This window comes from Capnocytophaga sp. oral taxon 323 (assembly GCF_001278825.1).
Taxonomy (GTDB): Bacteria; Bacteroidota; Bacteroidia; order Flavobacteriales; family Flavobacteriaceae; genus Capnocytophaga; species Capnocytophaga ochracea.
The window spans coordinates 1,687,812-1,711,020 of sequence record NZ_CP012589.1 but is presented as its reverse complement, the minus strand read 5'-3'; the positions used below and the strand labels follow the sequence as shown (position 1 = coordinate 1,711,020).

At 31.9% G+C, this 23,209-nt stretch carries 22 protein-coding genes; 1 reads left to right on the top strand and 21 read right to left on the bottom strand.

The features are described from left to right. Positions 1-71 precede the first annotated feature (71 nt). Positions 72-1,358 carry a histidine-type phosphatase gene (locus AM608_RS07400; RefSeq protein WP_053581281.1) on the top strand — a complete coding sequence of 429 codons (1,287 nt, stop codon included), beginning with the start codon at positions 72-74 and terminating at the stop codon, positions 1,356-1,358. 132 nt (positions 1,359-1,490) lie between these two features. Here the strand turns inward: AM608_RS07400 and AM608_RS07395 are convergent, their stop codons facing one another. The 21 genes from AM608_RS07395 to AM608_RS07295 form a co-directional block, all read right to left on the bottom strand. Further along, a complete protein-coding gene (locus AM608_RS07395; RefSeq protein WP_053581280.1) occupies positions 1,491-2,324 on the bottom strand; it encodes a glycosyltransferase family 2 protein in 834 nt (277 codons plus the stop codon). Beyond that, positions 2,324-3,364 carry a glycosyltransferase family 4 protein gene (locus AM608_RS07390; RefSeq protein WP_053581279.1) on the bottom strand — a complete coding sequence of 347 codons (1,041 nt, stop codon included), beginning with the start codon at positions 3,362-3,364 and terminating at the stop codon, positions 2,324-2,326. The genes AM608_RS07395 and AM608_RS07390 overlap by 1 nt, the downstream gene beginning before the upstream one ends. A 30-nt stretch (positions 3,365-3,394) precedes the next feature. Beyond that, positions 3,395-4,354, bottom strand: coding sequence for a hypothetical protein (locus tag AM608_RS07385; RefSeq protein ID WP_157466287.1), 960 nt, complete (start codon positions 4,352-4,354; stop codon positions 3,395-3,397). A gap of 72 nt (positions 4,355-4,426) precedes the next feature. Then, positions 4,427-5,239, bottom strand: a complete 813-nt coding sequence (locus tag AM608_RS07380; RefSeq protein ID WP_053581277.1) for a glycosyltransferase — start codon at positions 5,237-5,239, stop codon at positions 4,427-4,429. Positions 5,240-6,012: 773 nt separating this feature from the next. Further along, positions 6,013-6,636, bottom strand: a complete 624-nt coding sequence (locus AM608_RS07375; RefSeq protein ID WP_053581276.1) for a haloacid dehalogenase-like hydrolase — start codon at positions 6,634-6,636, stop codon at positions 6,013-6,015. Between the two features lie 5 nt (positions 6,637-6,641). Then, complete coding sequence (locus AM608_RS12545) at positions 6,642-6,995, bottom strand: hypothetical protein (protein ID WP_253273455.1); 354 nt, start codon at positions 6,993-6,995, stop codon at positions 6,642-6,644. Between the two features lie 436 nt (positions 6,996-7,431). After that, positions 7,432-8,637, bottom strand: coding sequence for a hypothetical protein (locus AM608_RS07365; RefSeq protein WP_053581275.1), 1,206 nt, complete (start codon positions 8,635-8,637; stop codon positions 7,432-7,434). Further along, the gene (locus tag AM608_RS07360) at positions 8,624-9,595 is read right to left on the bottom strand and encodes a hypothetical protein (protein ID WP_053581274.1); all 972 of its coding nucleotides are present in this window, start codon (positions 9,593-9,595) and stop codon (positions 8,624-8,626) included. Before AM608_RS07360 ends, AM608_RS07365 begins: the two co-directional genes overlap by 14 nt. Next, entirely contained in the window at positions 9,592-10,734 is a 1,143-nt protein-coding gene (locus AM608_RS07355; RefSeq protein WP_053581273.1) for an NAD-dependent epimerase/dehydratase family protein, read from the bottom strand. The genes AM608_RS07360 and AM608_RS07355 overlap by 4 nt, the downstream gene beginning before the upstream one ends. Next, on the bottom strand, positions 10,734-11,360 hold the full coding sequence (locus tag AM608_RS07350) for an acyltransferase (protein ID WP_053581272.1): 627 nt from the start codon (positions 11,358-11,360) through the stop codon (positions 10,734-10,736). Before AM608_RS07350 ends, AM608_RS07355 begins: the two co-directional genes overlap by 1 nt. Before the next feature lie 18 nt (positions 11,361-11,378). Continuing rightward, positions 11,379-12,797, bottom strand: a complete 1,419-nt coding sequence (locus AM608_RS07345; RefSeq protein WP_053581271.1) for a lipopolysaccharide biosynthesis protein — start codon at positions 12,795-12,797, stop codon at positions 11,379-11,381. Then, the gene (locus AM608_RS07340) at positions 12,794-14,110 is read right to left on the bottom strand and encodes a hypothetical protein (protein WP_053581270.1); all 1,317 of its coding nucleotides are present in this window, start codon (positions 14,108-14,110) and stop codon (positions 12,794-12,796) included. Before AM608_RS07340 ends, AM608_RS07345 begins: the two co-directional genes overlap by 4 nt. Before the next feature lie 15 nt (positions 14,111-14,125). Beyond that, the gene (locus AM608_RS07335; RefSeq protein WP_053581269.1) at positions 14,126-14,893 is read right to left on the bottom strand and encodes an oxidoreductase; all 768 of its coding nucleotides are present in this window, start codon (positions 14,891-14,893) and stop codon (positions 14,126-14,128) included. Next, positions 14,878-15,795, bottom strand: a complete 918-nt coding sequence (locus AM608_RS07330; RefSeq protein ID WP_053581268.1) for a Gfo/Idh/MocA family protein — start codon at positions 15,793-15,795, stop codon at positions 14,878-14,880. The genes AM608_RS07335 and AM608_RS07330 overlap by 16 nt, the downstream gene beginning before the upstream one ends. Positions 15,796-15,799: 4 nt before the next feature. Further along, positions 15,800-16,531 carry an acylneuraminate cytidylyltransferase family protein gene (locus tag AM608_RS07325; RefSeq protein ID WP_053581267.1) on the bottom strand — a complete coding sequence of 244 codons (732 nt, stop codon included), beginning with the start codon at positions 16,529-16,531 and terminating at the stop codon, positions 15,800-15,802. Between the two features lie 9 nt (positions 16,532-16,540). Beyond that, entirely contained in the window at positions 16,541-17,584 is a 1,044-nt protein-coding gene (locus tag AM608_RS07320) for a nucleotidyltransferase family protein (RefSeq protein WP_053581266.1), read from the bottom strand. A gap of 6 nt (positions 17,585-17,590) precedes the next feature. Beyond that, positions 17,591-18,748 carry a UDP-N-acetylglucosamine 2-epimerase gene (gene neuC, locus AM608_RS07315; protein WP_053581265.1) on the bottom strand — a complete coding sequence of 386 codons (1,158 nt, stop codon included), beginning with the start codon at positions 18,746-18,748 and terminating at the stop codon, positions 17,591-17,593. Next, positions 18,745-19,755 carry an N-acetylneuraminate synthase gene (gene neuB, locus AM608_RS07310; RefSeq protein ID WP_053581264.1) on the bottom strand — a complete coding sequence of 337 codons (1,011 nt, stop codon included), beginning with the start codon at positions 19,753-19,755 and terminating at the stop codon, positions 18,745-18,747. Before neuB ends, neuC begins: the two co-directional genes overlap by 4 nt. Next, positions 19,755-20,807: a GNAT family N-acetyltransferase gene (locus AM608_RS07305; protein ID WP_053581263.1), complete on the bottom strand. Its 1,053-nt coding sequence runs from the start codon at positions 20,805-20,807 to the stop codon at positions 19,755-19,757. The genes neuB and AM608_RS07305 overlap by 1 nt, the downstream gene beginning before the upstream one ends. After that, complete coding sequence (locus AM608_RS07300) at positions 20,800-21,957, bottom strand: LegC family aminotransferase (RefSeq protein WP_053581262.1); 1,158 nt, start codon at positions 21,955-21,957, stop codon at positions 20,800-20,802. The genes AM608_RS07305 and AM608_RS07300 overlap by 8 nt, the downstream gene beginning before the upstream one ends. A gap of 16 nt (positions 21,958-21,973) precedes the next feature. Next, positions 21,974-23,182 (bottom strand): UDP-N-acetylglucosamine 4,6-dehydratase, encoded by a 1,209-nt coding sequence (locus tag AM608_RS07295; protein ID WP_053581261.1) that lies wholly within the window; start codon positions 23,180-23,182, stop codon positions 21,974-21,976. Positions 23,183-23,209: the final 27 nt, after the last annotated feature.

Genomic DNA, 23,209 nt, shown 5'->3' with positions numbered 1-23,209 from the left:
GCACGAGATGCAATTAAAACTTTGCCAAAGTTACAAAGTTAAAGAATATAATTATCTAATTAAAACACAGTATGAAAATAAGAATCATAACTCTACAAGCATTACTACTCCTCTTGTGTCCGCTCTTAGCGATGGCACAGCTCAACCGCTCCGAAAGCTTCAAAAGCCAATACAAGCTCAAAGAAGTGGTTATCCTCAGCCGTCATAACATTCGCTCCTCACTATCAGTGAACGGGAGTACCTTACAAAAAATGACGCCTCACGAGTGGATAAAATGGAGCGCTGCCCCCAGTGAACTTACTCTTCGTGGGGGAGCACTCGAAACCATTATGGGTCAGTTTTTCCGCAAATGGACAGTAGCCGAAGGGCTCTTTGCCGAAAATGCTGTTCCCTCTGTTGATGAAGTGAATTTCTATGCTAATAGTATGCAACGCACCATTGCGACGGCACAATATTTCTCCTCAGGATTTATGCCCGTAGCTAATTTGCATATCAACCACCGCTTTACCCCCAGCAAAATGGACCCTGTGTTCTTCCCTGCGCTTACCAAAAGTAGCCCTGCTTTCAAAGCACAAGCAATGAAAGAAATTGCTGCTATGGGAGGTAAAAAAGGCATTGTGGGCATCAACGAGGGTTTGAAAGACTCTTACCAACTCTTGGAAAAAGTACTCGATTTGAAGAACTCACCAGCTTGTAAATCCGGTGAAGTGTGTGCTTTCAACGATTACAACACCCAGTTGAAACTCGAAAAAGGCGATGAACCTAATATGAAAGGTTCGTTGAAGTTAGCCAACTCCGCTTCCGATGCTTTTATTTTGCAATATTATGAAGATAAAGACCCTGTGCAAGCAGCATTTGGCAACAACCTCACCACCTCCGACTGGGAAAAAATCGCTAAGGTAAAAGATGTCTATGGCGATGTGCTTTTCACCGCTCCTATTGTAGCCGTGAACGTAGCGCACCCTCTTTTGGTGTATATGAAAGACGAGCTCAACGCTAAAAACCGGAAATTCACATTCCTTTGTGGTCACGATTCTAATATTGCCAGCGTGAATGCAGCTTTGGAAGTAGAAGAATACAGTTTGCCCAAATCTATTGAGAAGAAAACCCCAATAGGTAGCAAACTCGTGTTTGAAAAATGGGTAGACAACAGCGGTAAAGAGTTTGTATCAGTAAACATCGTATACCAAACCACCGAACAATTGCGTGGCATAGAGCTATTGGATATGCAAAATCCACCAGTAGTATTTCCTTTAAAGCTCAAAGGCGTGAAAGCCAATGCCGATGGTCTCTACACGTTAGAAAGTGTAAACGACCGCTTCGACAAAGCTATTCGTGCTTACGAAGCTATCAAATAGTATAGTATATTTATTAAAACAATAAAAAGCTGTCCTGAGATGGGACAGCTTTTTATTGATATCTTTGAGGTTCGTATAAGCTAAGCCTATTTGGAAAAAGAAAGCTTTATCACACATTTGAAAAATGTTTTTTTAAGATAATTGCTTGATTTCTTTTAATACCTCAGCATTGACAATCTTTCTTTCCTTATCAAAAAACCAGCCGTACTTATTGAAGTAATAAATAGCGGATTTGATATGGGCTTTCAATAGTTTGATATTTTTATAGGATGCTTTTTGATATTCGTGTACAACAACGGCTTCGGGGAAGAAGATGGTTTTGTAGGCACGATGGATGCGACGGTTGAGGTCGAAATCTTCCATATACATAAAAAAGTGCTCATCGAATAATCCTACTTTCTCAAGGGCTTCGGTGCGCAAGAACATAAAACAACCCGAAAGGATGGGGATGTTCATTGTTTTGTTATAACTAAAAGCGTGTAACTCAAAATGTTTGTTGCTTTTATCTCTCCATTTTTTAAAAGGGATAAAACGTCTAAAAATGAGGTCGATAGGAGAGGGGAGGAGTTTGCAAAGGTATTGCAATTGACCATCGGGATAGATGATTTTTGGCATTATATTGCCTACCTCGGGGTGCTCATTCATATAATGAGTGAGTTTTTCTAAGACACCTTCTTGTATTACAATATCAGGATTTAAGACTATGTGATAGGGCTGCCCTTGCTCTATAGATTTTTTGATAGCAATATTATGAGCTTTGCCATACCCTATATTCTCGTTGTTGAAAATATAGTGTATTTCCTTATCGGGGTACATCGTTACAACGCTTTTGAGCTCATCGGTAGGCGAGTTGTCGACAAGGAACAACTGTAGCGCCTCACTTTTGCAAGCAAAGTAGCTATCAATGACCTTTTTGAGAGGTGTGAGGTCGGTTTGGTATAACACTATGGAGGCTGAGAGTTTCATTAGTTTTTGCAATATAGTTCTAAATACTGATTACTCATATTTTCAATGCTATAATCATCTATGGCACGTTTGTATATATTTTCAGCGTACTGTTGTTTATTGTTAAAGGCTTTTGCAATAGCCTCGGATAGAGAGGCTATGTTGTCTAACTCATAGAAAACTACTTCTTCTTGGTTGTATTGTTCTTTAAAGATGGCTATATTAGAACATACAGTAGGTAATTTGCATTGTCCTGCTTCAATAAGTGAGAGGCTAAACCCCTCGGAATAAGAGGTCGCAGCATATACATCAAAATACTTTAAGTAACTAATAGCATTCTTTTTGTAGCCCAAGAACCAACAGCGATCGTACACGTTTTCTCGCTTAGCTAAGGATTTTAAATTTTCTAACTCTATGCCATCTCCTACTATGATAAAGAAATAATCTGGGAGGTGTTTTAGGACTAATATAGTTTGGTGTATTCCTTTTCTTTTGGTGAGTAAGCAATGGGTTCCGATGACCTTAAATTGCTTTTTAATGTTTAATATTTGAGATTCTTCCTCTACTTTAGCATCTATTTTTTCTTTGTGATAAGCTCTTCCATTATAGATCACTTGATATGGTTTGTGAATTCTATTTTTATAAGTATCAGCCATTAAATAGGTAAGATAGACAATAAAGTCTTGTTTATTTAATATTTTCACCCATATTTTTTCGAATATATAGGCTATAAGTTTGTTGTAATTGCCTTTTAAGTTATCGTAAATAATTTGGTGTAAGGTAGATATGAACTTACATTTATCAGTTTTTTTTCGGTGATACCAAGTGTAAAGATCGGGTCTAAGAACGTGAGTATGTACCACATCATACTTATTGAAATCTATTTTCTGAAAGAAAGAAATTCTATAAGTATTACAAGGAAAAGAAAGAGCATTTTCTCTTTCATCAAAATAATATACATCTATTAAAGCCACTTTATTTATAAGTCCCTCAATAATATCTTTAGTGACAATCACAGGGCCTTCGTTGATGAGAGAGGGGATTATAAATGCTATTTTCATATTACTCTTGTCTATTTTTCTCTATTTAATTTATCCTAAAATAGTTTTTAACCAATTATCTATATACAATTCGTCTGTAACAGAATTTCTTTCTTGTTTTTCAAAAGGTGATAATTCTATGTCATTTATGTCAAAAGTTTGAGCCCAACTTTTGTTGTATAAAGGATCTTTTTCAATAGATTTGTTAGTTGTCAATATTTTTTTCCCTGCGCCATAAGTTTCTGTAACCCTCATAGATAGTCCTGTTTGTGCAGAGTGATTGATATCTACTACTATATCACATTTGGATAGACAATCTATATATTCCTCTCGATTCATAGGTGAAAAAGACAGAAGAGACTTATCTAAAGGGATACGCAATAAATACTTATACTTAAAAAAAGTACGATAGGGGATGTAACAGAACTGTTTTACAGTTAAGTTATTTTTTTTACAATAGTCTAGAATCTTTGCTATGGCATCATATCGTTCCATAGTAAATGAATTAAAAAGGAAAAAATCATACTGAGTAGGGACTTTATCATCTCTTATTTTCTTGATATCGTCTGTATAAAATAATTGTAGAAATTTTAAATCTTTTCTCTGTTCAAAATCTTTATAATCAAAAGTATACGATTTATCAAAACAAGGAATTAAATATTCGTAAGGATACCTTTTCATAGAATCCCATTGGTACATTGTGGTTCGTATATTGGGGAATTTCTTTTTTAATTTTTTAATAAAAGAAACAGGCATTTTATTCCCTTTAATCACAAAGAGATCTGTAATAGTTTCTTCTTTTTTTACTTGTTGCCATATAAAGAAGAAATATATTTTTTGATATAGATTGATTAGTTTAGGGTGTATGTTGTTTAGGAGGGTATATAACCCATTGGTTTTTCGTTCGGGGAAAAAAAATGTTTCTCCAAACAACTCCCTTAACTTTTCTGTGATTATTTTATGATAATCATAAAACTCAGGAGCAATAAATATTATTTTTCTTTTCTCCATAGGGTTGTACATACTTTTTTCAAGCTATTAGTTTTGTTTTTTGATGTTAGAACTTAGTGTCAAACATATATTTTATCTCTTCTGCCTAAGAAATTTATAAATAATTTTTAAAAGTCTTGTAGGGAGTATTCTTAAACTTGCTCTTAAGGTAAAAATAAAAAAATTAGGGAGCAAAGGTTGTAGTTTTAAACTACGTTTAAGTTTGAATAATTGCCACTCTCCTTTGATATATTCTTTTCCTCTTCTTCTGGAGAGCATACTATCACCAGCTCGCACTAATACTAAGGCATCACCTAAGTTCCCTACCTCATATCCTTTAGCAATTACACGTAACCATAAATTGTAATCTTCTAAAAAAAGATGGTGTTGATAACCTCCTACTTCTTCAATAATATTTTTACGGAAAGCTACTGCCACGTGATTAAACGGACTTCTTGAAATCGCATATTTTTTAATTTTCTCATTACCTATAGGTACTTTTCTATAACTTGAAATAGTATTTTTATCTTCTTTAAATTCTGCTATATATCCACTAAGTAGAACTACATTAGGGTGTTGAGTTATAAAAGCTACTTGTTTTTCAAAACGATTAGGCAAACAAATATCATCTGAGTCCATACGAAACACCCAATTATAAGAGCAGTGTTTTAACCCCTCATTCAGGGCCTTTCCTAATCCTACATTTTGTGGAAGACGAATAATTTTAATAGGTAAAATAGTAATAAATTGTGTTACCACTTCCTCCAATTCAGGGGTAATAGCTCCATCAAAAACCATTACAATCTCAGTAGCTGGAAGTGTTTGATTTTTTAAACTCTCCAAGCATTCTCTTAGAAATTCTGGTTTTTCTTTATGGTATAATGATAATAGGACAGAGAAATTCATAAAATTACGTATTTCTATATTTTTTAGCTATTAGAAAAAAAGACAACAAACGATAAAGAGCAAAATAAAGAGACAATATGAGAAATATTATAGTGTATTTATTAAAAATTATTATACATAAGAGAAAGCTTATAAAAACTAATAATATATAATAAAAAACTCTGAATCTGTCAAAGTTAGGAATTTTTATGTAATTACTTGTATAGAATCTACTTTTTGAGGAGAATTCAATAGTAACACATAAAGGATATACAATCCATAATAAGAAACAAAAGAAAATATCTTGTTCTATAAAAGAAAAAAAAGCAAAATATCTAAAAAAAATTAAAAGGGAATAGGACAAGATATTCCAATGATTTCGTATGTTATTATGTATAATATAAAGAAATGAAATTCCTCCGAGAGTATAAAAAACCGGATTTATATAATAGGGATATGATAGATAAATAATACCTATAATGATACTTAAAAATAATATTCTAATACTATAAATAATTAATTTATATTTCTCATAGTATTGAAAATCTTCTTTTTTTAATCGTAATGTTGGATTTATCTCCTTTTTAATCACCTCGCAATCATTATAGATATATCCTATCTCATAAGTAAAATAGATAGAAAATATAAGAAGAAATGTAAATATAAATTCTATATTTGATAAATAGGAAACAATAAAGATAGAAATAATATAAGTAAAAATCCAAGCAATTCTAGAGATATTACTTTTTAGTCGTGAATAGAACAAATAATAAAAAGGTAAGAATATTCTCATTTTAGTATGTATAGGTAACTTTCATATTTTTTTTCTTCCAGTAAGCCATATTATTCTTGGTAGATAATATAATAGGTCTTTCTGCTTTCTTTAGTAAATCATAATCAGATTTGTTATCTGTAATTACATAATTAATTTTTTTATTTTCAAACAGAATATGTTTTTTGTACAAAATATCTTTGCTAAGTTTTCCTGTACAGATATCATTCTTATCAAATTCTAAAATAGAAGAATCATATTGATTGATGCCTAATTGGACAGCAACTTCTTTTATGATAATATCTAAACTTGCTGAACATAATATTTTTTCTTCGTCTTTTGGTAATGTAGAAACTAAACTGAAAGAAAAATCAATTTTTATATTAGTTAAAACTTGATTGTAAAAATCATTAGCTAATTGTTCTAATTGAATTTTAGAAAATCCTTTTAATAGAGAGATATATAGATATCTATAAATATCATATTTCAGCAACTTCCCTATTAGTACTAAAAGAGACTTTATAATATATATATTTAGTATTCTATACTTTTTTCTTTGCTTTTTCTCCATCACAAAAGAGATAAAGTCAAAAGTCGTATTTGACTTATATAACGTCCAGCAAACATCAATTATATTAATTTTCATATTTCCTATTTAAGTAGTCCATCATAAATGCCTTTATTTATTTTATAAAAATATTCTTTTCTTGGAGAAATACACAAAGGTAAATAAAAATACTTAAAAGTATATTTGATAAGATTTGAGATTTTCCAATACAATGGTACATAATTCCTTTTTAAGAGTTTGAAAAAATTTCTATATCTATAATATTGACGAAAAGGAGAATGTATAGCTATTTTTTTTACTCCAATAGAAAGATCTTTTTCCCCTAATTGATGGCTTAAAAAAATATCTTCACAAATAAAAAAGCGAAAATTCGCTCTATGTGTAGCTCTCCAACACCATTCAAAATCAACAGCATCAATAAATAAATCTTCTTCCATATTTCCAACTATCTCAAAATTTTGTATAGGAATAAAAGAAGCAGAACTAATAATTTCTGTAACCTCAGTAATATTTGGAAATACTTCTTTACCTTTTTGATAGTCCCTTTATATATTTTCTTTTCTCTCCTATTGTATGGACGAGGAGCAATTCCTCCTACTTTTATTTTTTTTCATAGAGGAATTTATATTTTCTATAAAGGTGCTCTACTAAATCTATAGGAGGAATGCTATCTTGATCAAAGAAAATGATAAAAGCATATTTATTTTGTTTAAAATAGTTTATACCAATATTCTGGGCTGTTGCGATTCCCTTATTCCCTCCTATGAAATGATACACAATATTTTATACACAGAAAAATCTACCTCTTGTGCATTAGAAGAGTTATCAGCTATGAAAACTGTATCTACTTGTTTATAAATACTTTCTAAAACTTTATGAGTTACTTCCCAATTGGGGTTGTATAACACTATTATACAACCTATTTTTTTGTTTTCGTTCATTGCTAATACTGATTAATATTAAAATAACAACTATCTGAGTTGTGTCTAAAATATAAGGATTAGTTGTTGCGTATACAATATAGCACAAATACATAAAAAGTAAATCTTTATAAAAGATTTTTTTTATAGCAAGGAATAATAAAAAAGATATAAAAATAAGAGAGTTTATGAGTCCTAATTGATTAAAAAAATACATTGCTTGTATCTCAAAATACAAATTATCTGTATAATCACGAAAAGAAGTTTTTATCATTACATTATTACCTAATCCTTTTCCTAATAACAATGTAGAAACATCTTTTTGTACATCTCTAATAAGTACATCTACTTGATCATTTCTAGTTCCTAATGAATAATCACTTTTTCTATCTAAAATCTCTTGAGTGTATTCTATAACACTACCTATACTCAATGCAAATATAAAAGAAAATATGATAATTCTATTTATTAGTTTTCGTTTGTGTAAATTATTAAATAAGTACCAAAAAACAAAGAATACAAAAATTGCTATTAAATAAGCAAAATTACCTGCTATTATACTACTGATAAGAAGTATAATTTGCAATGTTCTCCTATGCTTAAATGTATAATCTTTTAAAAATGTGAGAAAAAAAGCAAAGGGTATTAAAGCATTTCCTTTTATCTGCACCCTATAAAAAAACCCATCATAAGTATAGACATCTCCCCATCCTTGGCCTTGAAAAAAGAATCTCAAAGGTAAATAGTTATTTATAGAAAAAAAGAGATTCATAATAGCTTCTATAGCTATTAAAACAAAGCATTGTAGTAAAATAAAGAAAAAAAAGATTCTTTTAGTAGTAACAAGAGGTAAATATACCCAATGAGATAGTAATAGGCACAATATAATAATATAAAACCTAAAAACTAAATTAATAGAATTCTCCCTTATCAAAACAGCATAAGCTAATAGGAATATTGACCATATAAATATCAGTTTTATTGTTTTTCTTGACGATATATCTATAGTTTTATTCTTCCAAAAAAAAGAAACGAATAGCAACCCTATTAAAAACATATTACCCAAAGTAGAGTATGCATTTAGAGGGAACTGCCTTGTAAGAAAAAGAACTACTCCAGCAAATAGAAAGTTAATTACTAAGGATTTACTTATCTTCATAAAAAAAATCTTTAACCCAATTTTCTATAAAAAAAGAGTCTATAAATTCCTTAGGATAAGGAATAAAATCTTTTTCAAAAAAAGATTTAGGTATTTCTAAGTTTTCTCTATTAATAATTAGAATATTATTCTCATTATAAAAACTATAATTAGCGATGTCCTTATTAGTAGTTATTAGTTTTCTATTTATTCCAAAAAGAACTTCTATAGTACGCATTGTTAATCCTGTTTGTAAAGGATGTGCTAAATCTAATATAGCTCTTGACTGTGTACTATATTTGACAACTTCTTTTGGGGAAATGGGTTCCTGTATTGTCATACTGCGCACAGTTCTAATTGATTTAGAGATGTAATAACTCATTTTTCCTACAAATATAAAAAACTTTACCTTTAATTTTTGTTCCTCTAAAATTGAAGCTATTTTTTGTAACAAAGTAGCTCTATCGGAATGTGCCCATCCTATGAAAAATAAATCAAATAAAAAAGAGTGATTACTTTCATCTCTTTTATACTCTGAACGATAAAAAAGAGGTTTAAATTTTAGCTTGTTATCATTCAAAGCATCTACTCTATCAAAAGAATATATAGTGTCAAAATAAGATTCTATTTTCTTATAATTAGACATTCTTTTTATAGAATCCCAAAGATACAAAATAGTTTTGGCGGTCTTATTTTTTTGACGAATAATTTCTAAAGATTTAGGTGTGATAACGCCTCCTTTGATAACAAAAATAAAGTCATAATTTTCTTTACATTTTGTAGCAATAAGTATAGAGTGTTTACTTTTAATTCTATTAGATATACTTCTTATTTTTAAATGATTTGATATTGTATAAGTGATTGTTTTAGGTGTTTCACAAAAATAATCAACCTCAAATCCTAATTTTTCAATAGCTTGCTGAATAATTAGATCATAATCATAAAAGCCTATACCTATGAATAAAACTCTCTTTTTCATTTATACAATCCTTTGGCTTTCATTTCGTCTATAGACTGTTGGTACTTATCTTCTTCTACTTCTTGAGTGTTTACCCAATCAGTGAATTGTTTTAGTCCTTCTTTAAAAGATATTTTAGGTTCAAAGCCTAACAATTGTCTTGCTTTAGTGATATCGGCATAATTATGGCGGATATCTCCTAAGCGATAGTTGCCCGATATAGTAATGGGTACTTGTATACCATAATTGTTTGAAAGCTCTGTCGCTACAGTGATCACATCAGTAGCTACTCCTGTTCCTACATTGAATACTTGGTTGTTAGCTGTTTCTTTTTCTATACCCAAAACGGTAGCATCTACTACATCGCTGATAAATACAAAATCGCGTGTTTCTTTTCCATCTTCAAAAATATTGATGCCATTGCCATTTTTTATTTGGGTAGAAAAAATGGAAAGAATGCCTGTATAAGGGTTTTTAAGAGATTGACCTGGACCGTATACATTTTGGTAACGGAAAGCCACCCCTGCAATACCTATAGTAGGACATACAGTCATTACCAATTGTTCTTGTACCTGTTTGGTGATGCCATATACTGAGGTAGGGCGAATGATCGCATCTTCGGTAGTAGCAACTAATTCAAGCACATCTGAATGATTTTGAGGGTCTTTTACTTCAAAATCACCTTTTTGCATATCCTCATCGGTACGTTGTAGAGGATAAACAAAGGTGTTTTTAGTTTTATTGTAGTACTTGCCTTCTCCATAAATAGCACGAGATGAAGCAACTACTACTTTTTTTACCGAATGTTTCTCATTGGTAAGAATATCCAATAACAAAGCTGTAGCTCCTATATTGACATCAGTATAATGTTGTATTTCATACATTGATTGCCCTGTACCAGTCTCCGCAGCTAAATGTACAATCACAGTATTTTCGGCAATAGCTTTTTGCAAAGTTTCGCGACAAGCTACTGTTCCTTTAATAAGGTGTACCTTATCCTTAATACTTAGGTATAAAGAAGAGGTTTCTTCAGGGTTTTTGCCGTGAATTTGTTCTGATAGGTTATCGAGTACTGTTACTTGGTGTCCTCTTTTGAGGAGCGTTAGAGCGAGGTTAGAGCCTATAAAGCCAGCACCTCCTGTAATAAGTATTTTTTCCATTAGTCTATAAAATTACCGTTGTTATCAGTTTTTTTCCATTTTTGTTGTTCAAAGCAATAGCGCTTTATTATTTTGGCAGGAGCCCCTACGATTACGCAATAATCGGGGAAAATACCCGATACAACACTATTAGCTCCTATTGTAGTATGTTTACCTAATTTTGTATTAGGTAGTATTACTGCATTATTGTATATTTTACTATCTTCTCCAATTATTACTTCTCCCACTTCAATATCTTGTTGTTCAATAGGAATAGTAGTATCTTCATAAGGATGATGAATATCTGTAATAGTCACGGAAGCAGCTACAGCTGTATTTTTACCTATTTTTATTTGGTTAGCACAAGTTAGGTGTAGAAGCTGTTGGATAGTTACACCATCTTCAAATATAATCTTAGGGGTATACGTTTGTTTATTATATTGACTAACTCCTTCTATTCGACAAAACTTCCAAATATAGACTTTTTTTCCACACTCAATATACTTTTTTGTTATTTTTAGCGGAGAATCAATAAAAGTTCCTTCTCCTAAATATTTAAAAAAAGGTTTGTTTAGTAAGAACCATAGTCTTTGTTTGAAAAAATAGAATCCTCTTTTTACTATTTTATTTGTTAATCTACAAAACATATCAAAATTTATTTTATTTCATATCCTCCTTATAATAGTTACTAAATTTCTTATGGGTATATTAAAGACTTTTAATAGTAAAATGAAGTATAAAGATAGTAATAATATTTTAAACAGTACATTCCACCAAGAGAAAATCATATCCAAACCATAAAATAACCCAAAAGTAATGGTTATAAATAACAATAAAGCAAATATAGGTGCTTTTAAATTCTTTTCCTTACAGTCCATCTTGCTATAAAGAATAAAATTCATTAGGGCAAAGGACACTGCTGAAGAGATAGCTGCTATATAAATACCTCCATATCTCATTAACGAAAGGTTGAAAGTTACACTTACTATAGCTCCTATAATAGTAGCACCTCCCATTACTTTTGTTTTCTTTTCAGCAATAATGATTCCTCCAGAAATTACATTTTGTCCTGTCATAATAACCCCTATCATCAAAATAGGCACTAATAAATAACCTTCATAAAATTCTTTAGAAGCCATTATTTTAAAGACTTCTTGGCTAAATAAGGTAATGAACATAGCCCCCATATATACCACAAAAAAGAAAGTGTTTTGTGTTTTTTTAATAAAAGGATCAAAACTATCCTTTCCATAATGTTGAAATATTTCGGGCTCTACTGCTTTATAAAACCCTTGTATTACAATATTGAGTGTAAGTGCTAAAGTATATGCTAAACTATAAATTCCTATTTGTGACATTGGGACAAACCGTTCTAAAATAATTCTATCTGAGAGGCTCAATGCTAAATAAGCTAAAGCTCCTGGTAGCAAGGGAGTTGAAAAAACAAGCCCTTTTTTCAGTTCTGTAAAATTGAAATTAAGGGTTGCATTGCGTACAATAATCACCCAATAGACAAAGAAAAAAGGAATGAGACTGAATAATCTGCCATAAAAATGTCCTAATATTCCCCACTTAAAAACAACAATTAACAGAAATATTAGCAACATTTGTAAGACCGTTCTACTCAGATTCAGAATAGTAAACCATTTAGCTTGTTGTTTTACGCGATATAGTACCAAAGGTATTACAGAAAACACTTCTAAAAAATTTGAAATGACAGCTAATTTAAAATAAGGGTCCCAAGGCACTTGTATATGGTATTTTTCAATAACAATAGGCAATAATAAGTAAGCTAACAAAGAGAGTAAAAGGTTTATCCCTGCGATAATGATATAAAAATTACCTAATAATCGTTTCCTATAATTTTCATCTTCTTTTTCAAAATAGAAACGTAGTACATAAGTATTGAGTGAAAGTACACAAAGTACAAAGAGGAACATCACAAAGGAGTTGGTATAGCTGATAATCCCATAATCTGTCTTAGAAAGATAATGGGTATATATAGGTAATAAAAAGAAACTTACTAATTTAGGGATAATCTCTCCTATTGCATACCAAATTGATTGTTTCAATAGTTTACTCATAATGCATTTAGAAAGGCTTCTTTATCAAAAGGAGCAAAAAATGTCACATTTTTATCTGTTACTATTTCAGTATTAAGAGCTGAAATAAAATCTTCAACTGTATCTACCAAATACAAATTTTTTCTATCAAAAATATGTTTATGATCTTCATAAGGGAATTCTTTCAAAAGGATTACTCTTCGTTCAGATTGTAATGCCTCATAGATAGTAGTAGATATGATTGTAAAAATAGTATCACATTTTCCTATCAGATCGCTTACAGAAAATTCATTGCTAATAACTTCTACATTCTCAAATTCTCTTAGGCTTTCTATATAATACTCTTTTTCATCAAATTGATTAGGATGTAATTTGAAAAAAATGGGGATATTTTGAGTCTTTTTTTGAAAAGCATCATTTTTTATAAAATTTAAAAGTTTTTTTCCAAAAATATTAGCAGAAATTATTAATATAGCTTTTTTAGGTTTAGTTAAGCTATTAATTTTTATAGAATTATATAAAAAATCATTACCTATAGGCACAATATTAACATTAGGTAGAAAGATATCTTGAAACCAAAATGGAGAAAAAGAAAAAATAGTATCAGGTAGATATACTTTTTCATTTAAACATTCTGTTGGATAATTATATGCCAAATGGTTTTTATATACCACACCGTGTTGAAATTCAAAAAATTTTATATTTAATTCTTTAGCTGCTTTTATAAGTCCTTTTTGTATTCCATTTTGAGTCATAAAAATCTCTTCCACTTTATGTCTCTTTAATATTTTCTTAAAAAAAGATAAATCAGAATAGTAATGGTTCAATATAGCATTAAGATATTCATTGCTAAGTTTTGTTTCTCCAAAAGAATTATTTAAAAGATTCAAAACATTCGTAAAATCAAAATATTTCTTCCTAAATAATTTGTAATAAATGTTTTGAGGTAAAAAATAGGTGCCTTTTAAGTTAGGGGTAAAAGACTCTATTAATAAAAGTTTTTTTTCTTTTAATAAATCATAAGAGAGCTTTAGAATTCTGTCTACACTTCTTCTATGAACGTCTTTATCTCTAGAAGCTAGATAAAATAAATATTGTTTTTTTGAGTAGTCAAAAAAAAGAAAGATAGAATTAAGTATTCTTTTTAAGATCAACAAATAGTTTCTCTTTTTTTTCTTTTTAATCAAGGGGTCTTCCTGCCATATTAATTTGATATACACATAATATCTAATGATATCCCAATAAAAGGTTCCTTTTGAGTCTTGTAGATCAAAAAGATTATTTCTTTTTTCAAAATCTAAAAATTGAGCAGCAATATTTCCTTTGATATTCATTTGTTTTTTAGCTTTCTACAATGTAAAACCATCATCTACTACTATATTCTGTCCGTTTACGAACTCTGATAAATCAGAAAGTAAGTATAGTACGGTGCCTGAAATGTCTTTGGCATCTAGCATTCCTTTGTTTAAGCAAAACTCTTTATAAGCTTTTAAGAAAGTCTCAGGTTGTTTATCTTCTATGCCTCCTAAGGTAATGGTATTTACTCTAATATTTTTCCCCTTGAAATATTTAGCCATATATTTAGTAATATGTATTAAGCCTGATTTAATAGCAGCGTATTCTACAGGATTTGTCATTTGAGTATTATTATAAATTTCAAAACGGGGAGCTACTACCCCATAAATGGAAGCTAAGTTGATAATGTTACCATAGCCTTGTTCATAGAAATACTTGGCGAATTGCTGTGAAGTAAGGAAATAACCGCCTAAGTTCATTCCTACATTTTCACAAAAATCGTTATAGGTTACCTCAAAAAAATCATTACCATAATTCTTATTACGAGGATAAGCACTATTTATGAGAGCATCTATTTTACCAAACTTTTCTGAAATAGAGGTTATAAGTTTCTGTATAGAGTTGATGTCAGTGATGTCTATTTGGGCAGGTATAATATGCTCCATACCCAATGCTTCTACAGCTTTTTTAGCTACCGAGAGTTCTCGTTCTGCCATAATAGCAATAGCTCCATTAGTGGCAATTGCTTGGCAAAACTCTTTGCCTAATAAGCCTGCACCCCCTGTAATCACTACTACTTTGTCTTTTATTCCTGTAAGCATAATTCTAAGATTTTATTAGCTTCAACAATGGTGTTGAATTTTGTTTGTTTGTTTAATATTTCTTCTACAAAAAACTGCATTTGAGCAGTATAGGTTTGTAATGACAATTGACTTGATTGAAAAACAAGTTTATCATTATATGAAATAGTATTCTTCAATAAATCTACCAGATAAGTACCCTCTTCAGTGAGTACCTCAAGAGTACGTTTGCTTTCCCTTCTATAATAATTCAATACTACAGACACTGAAAAATCATCATATTCCCATAAATAGTTAGCATAATCGTAAGCGGTAATATTTAGAGATGATTTATTACTAAAGAAAGATTGGGTATGAATAGGAACTCCAAATAGCCAATACACATAATCTAATTCGTGAATAAGGTCAATATGTACGCCCCCTCCCATCTCTTTGTTGGCACTATACACTTTCCTAAAATCTACATTAGGTCGCCAATCAGGCAAATAAGAACCACAATACACATTTACTTCATTCACTCTTTTGCCTATGAGCAAATTTTTTATTTTAACAATACTTTCCAGAAAACGCAGATTACAAGCCACATAAGTTAGTATTCCTTGCCTTCCAACCTCCATTACCAAATCATTAGCTTCTTTAGAGAGGGCTCCAAAAAGAGGTTTCTCTATAAATAATGGTTTTTTGTATCTGATAACTTTTTGGATAGTATCATAATGTACAGCAGTAGGATTTGATATCAAGATGAATGAAAGCGTATCAACGGCTATCTCATCCATATCAAAAATTTCAATAACCCCCTTTATTCCTTTAGAGGGTTCTCCTTTCCTCCGAAGTGCATAAATTACTACAGAAGGATAAAGCTCTTGCAATGCTTTGATGTGCTTCAGAGCTATGGATCCTAAACCTATGATAAGTACTTTCATCTATCTAATAGTTAAAATCAAAATCCAATCTTTTCTGAGTTAATAAAAACGACATAAACTCAAAATCAATAGGTTCATCTAAATCAAAGCACAAGTGTGGTACTACATACACCAAACTTTTATCTGTAATCACACGCTCGCAATTGTGGTCAAAGAAAGCTCTTTTGTAATAATAAAAAGAGGCATTCATATCAAAAACCTTTGGAGCACTTTGTCGTGTTAAAAAGCTTCCTTTTTTGCAGAGTTCATAAAAACCCTCTTTATTTTCTTCTACCATATTAAAGTAAGGATTTCTATGGCAGGGACTTACTGAAAAAATATTGTAAGCCTCAGTGTTTTGCTGCAATAGAGCTAAAGCTTTTTCTAAATCCTCTACACTTCTTAAAGGAGCTGTAACATCCATATCCAACACATAATCGTATTTCTTATGGTGTTTTTGCTCCATAAAGTTCTTTACATCTACGATTACGCCTAATTTCCCAGCTGTATCTGTAGCTAATACTTCAGAACGTGTATAGTCAGTCTCTATATATAAGCCTTGTTTTTCTACTACATCCTTTATTTGTTGGCTATCTGTAGAAAGTACAATATCTACCTTGTATTTGTATTTTTCTTTAAAAGCATTAGCCGTTTTTAGAGTGTAGTATATCAGAGGTTTCTCGTTGATAACTTTGATGTTTTTGCCAGGGATTCCTTTAGATCCTCCTCTTGCACAGATGGTGATTAATATTTCCATAGTATAATTTTATTTTTCTAAATGCTTGATAAAATCTTTTGCTCGCTCATAGTCTACAGCCTTCCCGATATCTATCCAATAGCCTATGATAGGATCATATACTAATTTACCTCCTTCAGCTACTAATCGTTCCATTATATCGGTAATGTCACAATATTTCCCTTTTTCTATAGTAGAAATTAAAGAGCGTTTTAGGATATAAATACCTGCATTAGAGTGGTATATAAAGCTCGGTTTTTCTTTAAAGCTAGTTACCTTTCCTTCTTTAGTTTCAAAAACTGCATAAGGAATATCTACTTTGTACTCAGTAGAAGCTACTGCCATATCTGCACTTTCATTGATAAGCTTTAAGTAAAGGGACTCGAAGTTTACATTGGTAAACAAGTCGCTATTCATCAACAAAAAATGTTCCGTATTTAGGTTGTTTATTAGTGCTAAAGCGCCTGCAGTACCTAAAGGTTCGTCTTCCCATACATATTCTATAGTAATTCCTTTTTGGTTACCGTCGCCTAAATAATCTACTATTTGCTGTCCCAGATATTTTACAGAGATATAAATCTTTTTAATTCCAAAACTAATGAGCCTATCTATGTTATGTTCTATGATGGGTTTATCGCCTAATAGCAACATTGGTTTAGGAATGATATCAGTGAGTGGACTGAGGCGTTTACCCCGCCCTCCAGCCATTATTACTGCTTCTAAAGGAAGTTGGGCTTTGGTATATTCTAAGTCTATCAGTTCTACCATTTTTCCCTCCTGATTAAGGATAGGTAGTATTCTTATATCAGACTTCCTATATTTATCAAAACTTTGATAAGTGTCTTTTTGTAATAAGTGTTTAAATTCTCGATTACAAATATCACCTAACCTCTTCGCTAAGTTTTGTTCATTGACAATAGAACGACGTATATCGCCATCAGTAACTGAACCTACAACTCTATTATTATCATCTATTACAAAGAGAATGAGTCTGCTAATTCCTTTCAGCTGGTTTAGTTGCTTGAGACCTTCTACTAAGTTTTTTTCCTTATGTATTAAAATATCTTTTCTCATAAAAAATTAGAAATCAATATTGTAAAATGATTTTTTTATGGAAATATGATTATGTTCTTTGATAATTTGTAAAATCTTTTCAGCAGCAGAGCCATCACCATATAGCATTTCTTGTTGCTGTATTTTTTCTCTAAACTGTTTATTGAGAGCAAAAGTAATACTTTTTCTGATATCCTCCAAAGTATGTGTGCTATTAATAACACTCTCACAATTGATACGCCCCTTCTGTCTATCGCCTATATTGATAGTAGGAATGTGAAAAGCAGGTACTTCTGTCATTCCGGAAGAAGAATTTCCTATGACAAAATCTACAAATTGTAAGGCTGATAGGTAACGCAACTGCCCTAATGATTTAAAAGCGACAGCTTTATCTTTATGGGTCTCTACATACTCAATAATCATTTTATTGATGATACGTCCGTTCTTATCTGAGTTAGCGTGTGTAAAGATAAGAGCAGTGTCTGTAAGTTCATCAAGGGCTGTTAGTATATTTTCAAATGTTTGTATAGGAGGTTCTTTTTCAAGTGTTACAGGATGATAGGTAATGAGTACATTTCTTTTATTAAGTTTGAAATCAATAGATTTTTCAAAAGCCTGTCTATCCAATAACTCTATTTTTTTTATACTATCTAAGCCTATAGCTCCTACATTAAATACTGTATCAGGGTGTTCTCCTAATTGTATTACTCTTTTTCGATAGACTTCTGTAGAAGTGAAGTGTAGATGACTAAACTTAGTAATACTATGCCTAATAGCTTCATCATACGCCCCTTCAGTAGTTTCTCCTCCGTATAAGTGTGCTATGAGGATATTTGCCATAGCAGTAGCGATCACTGCCCCCAATATTTCTGTTCTATCCCCTAATACTACTACCAAATCGGGCTGTAGCTCATCAAGGACATCGGCGAAGCCTGAAACGGCTAAGGCAATGCTCTTTGAAATGCCTACTGAAGTATCTGACGATAGCAAGCATTCTACTTTTTTATCTACAGTAAATCCTGCTGCTATTATCTCATCTAAGGTATAACCAAACTCAGGAGAGAGATGCATGCCAGTAGCGATGAGTTGTAATTGTAGCTCAACATCATTATTGATAAGTTCTATCAAGGGGCGTAGCAAGCCAAATTCGGCTCTTGTACCTGTTATGACACAAATTTTTCTCATAGCTCAATTAGGTCGTCTTCTTCAAAATCTTTTTTAGCTATTTTACCTATTACCTCATCCCATTGCATAGGAGAAATACCCGTGCCAGGACGTTTTACTGTTAAGTTTTCAACGGTAAAAGACTCTCCTTTCACTATTTTTTTTGCAGCTACAATACTTTTACGAGCAATAGCTTTATTTTTAGCTTCAGATTTTGAAACTTCTTTCAGTCCAGAACCTCCTATGGCTTTTTCTATATTACGAATAGCCGTTACCATAGCTTTTAGTTCCTCAGGTTCGAGCGATGCTTTATGATCGGGACCTGGTAAGTTTTTATCTAAGGTAAAGTGTTTTTCAATAACCGTAGCTCCTAATGCTACAGCTACAATGGGGACTTCTATTCCTAAGGAATGGTCGGAATAACCTACGGGCACTCCTAATTCTCTTTGGATATGGAGCATAGCTTTTAGGTTTACATCCTCCATAGGGGTAGGGTATTCGGTATTACAATGCAATACAGTGATTTTATCTTTGCTTACCCCGTTATCAGTCAGCACTTTTACGGCGTCTTTTATTTCGGTTATAGTAGCCATCCCTGTAGAAAGTATCACTTCAGTAAAAAGAGTTGCTACTTTTCTTAAATAGGGCAGGTTGGTAATTTCACCTGAAGGAATTTTAGCGATGGTAATTCCTAACTCAGCTAAGAATTCTAACGATTCGAAATCAAAACCTGTAGAGAGAAATTGTATACCTTTTTGCTGACAATATTTTTCTAATTCTACAAACTGTTCAAAATTCAGTTCAAGTTTTTTAACCATTTCCAATTGACTTTCAGAACTATTCTGAGTATTTTCTATCTGATATTCAGCCTTAACTGCATTTTTAGAAATACATAGCTCTGTTTTAAATGTTTGAAACTTGATATAATCAACGTTAGCTTCTACAGCTTTGTCTATAAGTTTTTTAGCATTATTGATGTCTCCGTTATGATTTACTCCAGCTTCTGCTATAATTATTACTTTTTTCATTAGTATCTATATTTAAGTAATCGTTTGTCTATTTTATTGGGATTATTTTTCTCCCATATTGATATAATTTGGTCGTATACTTTTTGATTATGTATTTTCTTCCCTATATAAAACATCTTATTTTCTTTAGAGAATCCTGACTTAAATTTAAAGAGAGAATCTTTTATATCTGAGGATGTTCCTCCTCCAAAATGAAAATATTCACACTTCATTTCCTTAGCTATTTTTATTGCTGTGTCTAACAATAAATTATTAGACGCTAAATTTGAATACTCTTTTTTACGACCAGAAAGATGATAATGCGCATAATTATCACTATACATCAGAAGCATTCCGCTAATTATTTCATCATCAATTTTAGCCAAAAGTAATTTACTTTTATCTTTGAGATCATCAAAGAAAACAGAGAAATATTTATCACTAAAGAAATAATAATTGTCAGCATTTACATTTTTCATAGTTTCATTGTATATGTCAAAAAAAGATTGAAAATCTTCTATTTTCTCAGAAGCTGAAATATGTATATTGTTCTTTATGGCTTTTCTAATCATATTTCTATTAATTGATGAATATGATTTATCCCATATATCTTGTATATCTTGAGATAGATCAAGTACTATGGTACTCCTATCTTCCAAAATATCAATGAAACCATTACTAAACTCTTCTGTTTTTATCAAAGGATGAAATCTACAAAATTCAGCTATAATTTTTTCATTTTGACAATACTCATAGAAAGAGTTGAAAAAATGTTCTTTAAAATTCTCTATATCATTAATATCATTATGGATAATACCATTATATCCATAAACACTTTGTATATCTTTGTATCCTTTAAAACCATAGTTGGAAGGTACGTTGTTAATTAGAAAAGGATACATTGCAATATTACTATTTTTTTCAAATAAAAAACATATCGCTTTACCATCACCATTTTCTTGATAAGCTTTGTAATATTCAGGGGTGAAATAAATATCTTTATTATGATTAGGTATCATACAGAGATATTTATTCCATTCTTCTTTATTCGATAAGTCTAATATTTTAATCATTATTTATTTTTCTCACTCCACTGGGTATATTCACTACTCTTGCTTCCAACCATTCGGCATTGCTGAGGTCAGTTTTAGGGCAATCTTTAAACATTGGTAGACGGTTCATTAGTTGCCATATTGGGCGACTCATTACCCCCTTTGCATTTGTTTCGGTAAGGAAAGCGTCGCGCTCTTCTTTGTTGTTTAAGATAATGGCATTGAGCCAATAGTTGCATTTTTCGTATTCACGTTCGGCAAAAAAGGTAATGCCTTGTTTTTCGAAATAAGCTTTATAGGCTTCGGCTGTAGCGCGTTTGTTGGTTAAAAAGCCCTCTAACTGTTCTAATTGGGCTACCCCTAAGGCAGCATTGATATTGGGCATACGATAATTATAACCTATTTCATCGTGTACGAACTCCCAAGCGTGAGGTACTTTGGCTTGGGTAGTGAGGTGTTTGGCGTGTTTGCCTATACTCTCATCATTGGTGAGTATCATACCGCCACCTCCTGTAGTAATGGTTTTATTACCATTGAAAGAAATACCTCCTATTTTGGCGAATGTGCCTAAATGTTTACCTTTGTAATAACTACCGATGGCTTCGGCAGCATCTTCTACTACGTCTATATGATAACGATCGCAGATAGCTATAATTTCTTCTATACGGCAGGCGTGTCCAAAGGTGTGCATTGGCATACACGCTTTGATACGTCGGTTTGTTTGCTTATGGTAGCATTCGTTCCCTCGTAGTTCGGTGTTTTCTTTTAAAAAGTGTTCTAAAGAGGTAGGAGAGAGTCCCATTGTATCTTTATCGACATCTACAAATACGGGTACAGCTCCTGCATATACGATAGCATTAGTAGTAGCTATAAAGGTTAGCGGTTGAGTGATTACCTCATCACCTGCTTCTACCCCACTGAGTTTTAGTGCTATGTGGAGGGCATTGGTTCCATTCACACATACTACAGCGTATTTTGCATCTGTATAGGCAGCTATTTTTTGTTCGAAGAGGTCTACAAACTTTCCTACGCTTGATACGAAAGTAGTATCGATGCACTCTTCTAAATATTTTTTTTCGTTCCCTGCAAAAGTAGGGGCGTGTAGAGGGATAAAAGCCTTTTTTTCGCCGTAAAGGTCGCGTATAAAAGATATGGTTTCGGGTATGTTCATTGCCTTAATTTTCTAATTACATTTTGCTATCCAAATACTTTCCTGTCTCTTGGTGGTCGAAATTTACTAAGAATGTTTTCATCAGCAGGGTGATGTCTTTTTTCTCAGTAGTAGGATTGTCAAATAGTTGGGTTAGCTTATCTATAAAACTTTCTATTTCAGTTATTTTTTTAAATGATTGCAAACTAATCACACCTAAAGAGGTGTATTTGTCTAACGCTACTTGTTCTCCTTCAGTATAAAATTCCTCGTAGGGTTTTTCGCCTGTGGTATCGCTTTTTGAGAAATAAACGGGATACCTTTTATCGGTTTCTTTTCGGCTTTCAGCCTTAGCAATAGCTTCAGCTTCACTCTTGCATTCCAAAGGGGTATAGCCTAAGTCTTTTAATAGCTGGGAGGCTATTTCTGAGAAAGTAAGTACTTGTTCTTTCTTCAGTTTAGGGAAGTATATTTGTCCTGTACTTCCTAATATACAAGCCATTAAGCAAATTTGTCCGCTTTCTTCGGGTGATACAAAATAACGGGTTACATCTGAAGGGGCTGATAGCGGTTGGTTTTTAGCGATACGCTCTAAAAAACCAGCTGGCAAGGAGCCATTGGAGAAGGCTACATTGGCAAAGCGTGCTGTAGTTACGGGGAACTTATGAGCATAAGCCATTATCATATCTTCCATTATCTTTTTGCTACCTCCCATTATGTTCACAGGGTTAGCAGCCTTGTCGGTCGATACACAGAAGAAATGTTCAGGAGGATAGTCACATAATAAATCTAAGAATTTTTTAGCGTTTACGACATTGTTTTTCAATAAGGCTTCTACCGAATATTTATCTTTTTCACTTCGTACGTGCTTGTGAGCTGAAAAGTTAGCTACTATATCAAACCCACCACGTGCTTTGAACATTTTTACAAAAGTATCATCGGCGTAATTCATAGGGTAGGTTACATAGTCGGTAGGCACTGTAAAGGCGGAAGTACTACGCAATTCGCGAGTGAGTTCGGTAAGTCCGTTTTCACTAATATCTACTACTACCAAAGTTTTAGGTTTAAAAGGTAGTAACGCTTTGATATACGAGCTCCCAATAGAACCTGCTCCTCCTATTACCAATACACTTTTGTCTTCAATAGCCTTAGTTAATGCTGATTGATGAGTGTACAAATCTGCCTGAAACATACTCTCAGGGCGCTTGGTAACATATTTCGATATAAAATGTTCTATATTTAGCATTAAATAATTTCTTTGTGTTTATTTTTT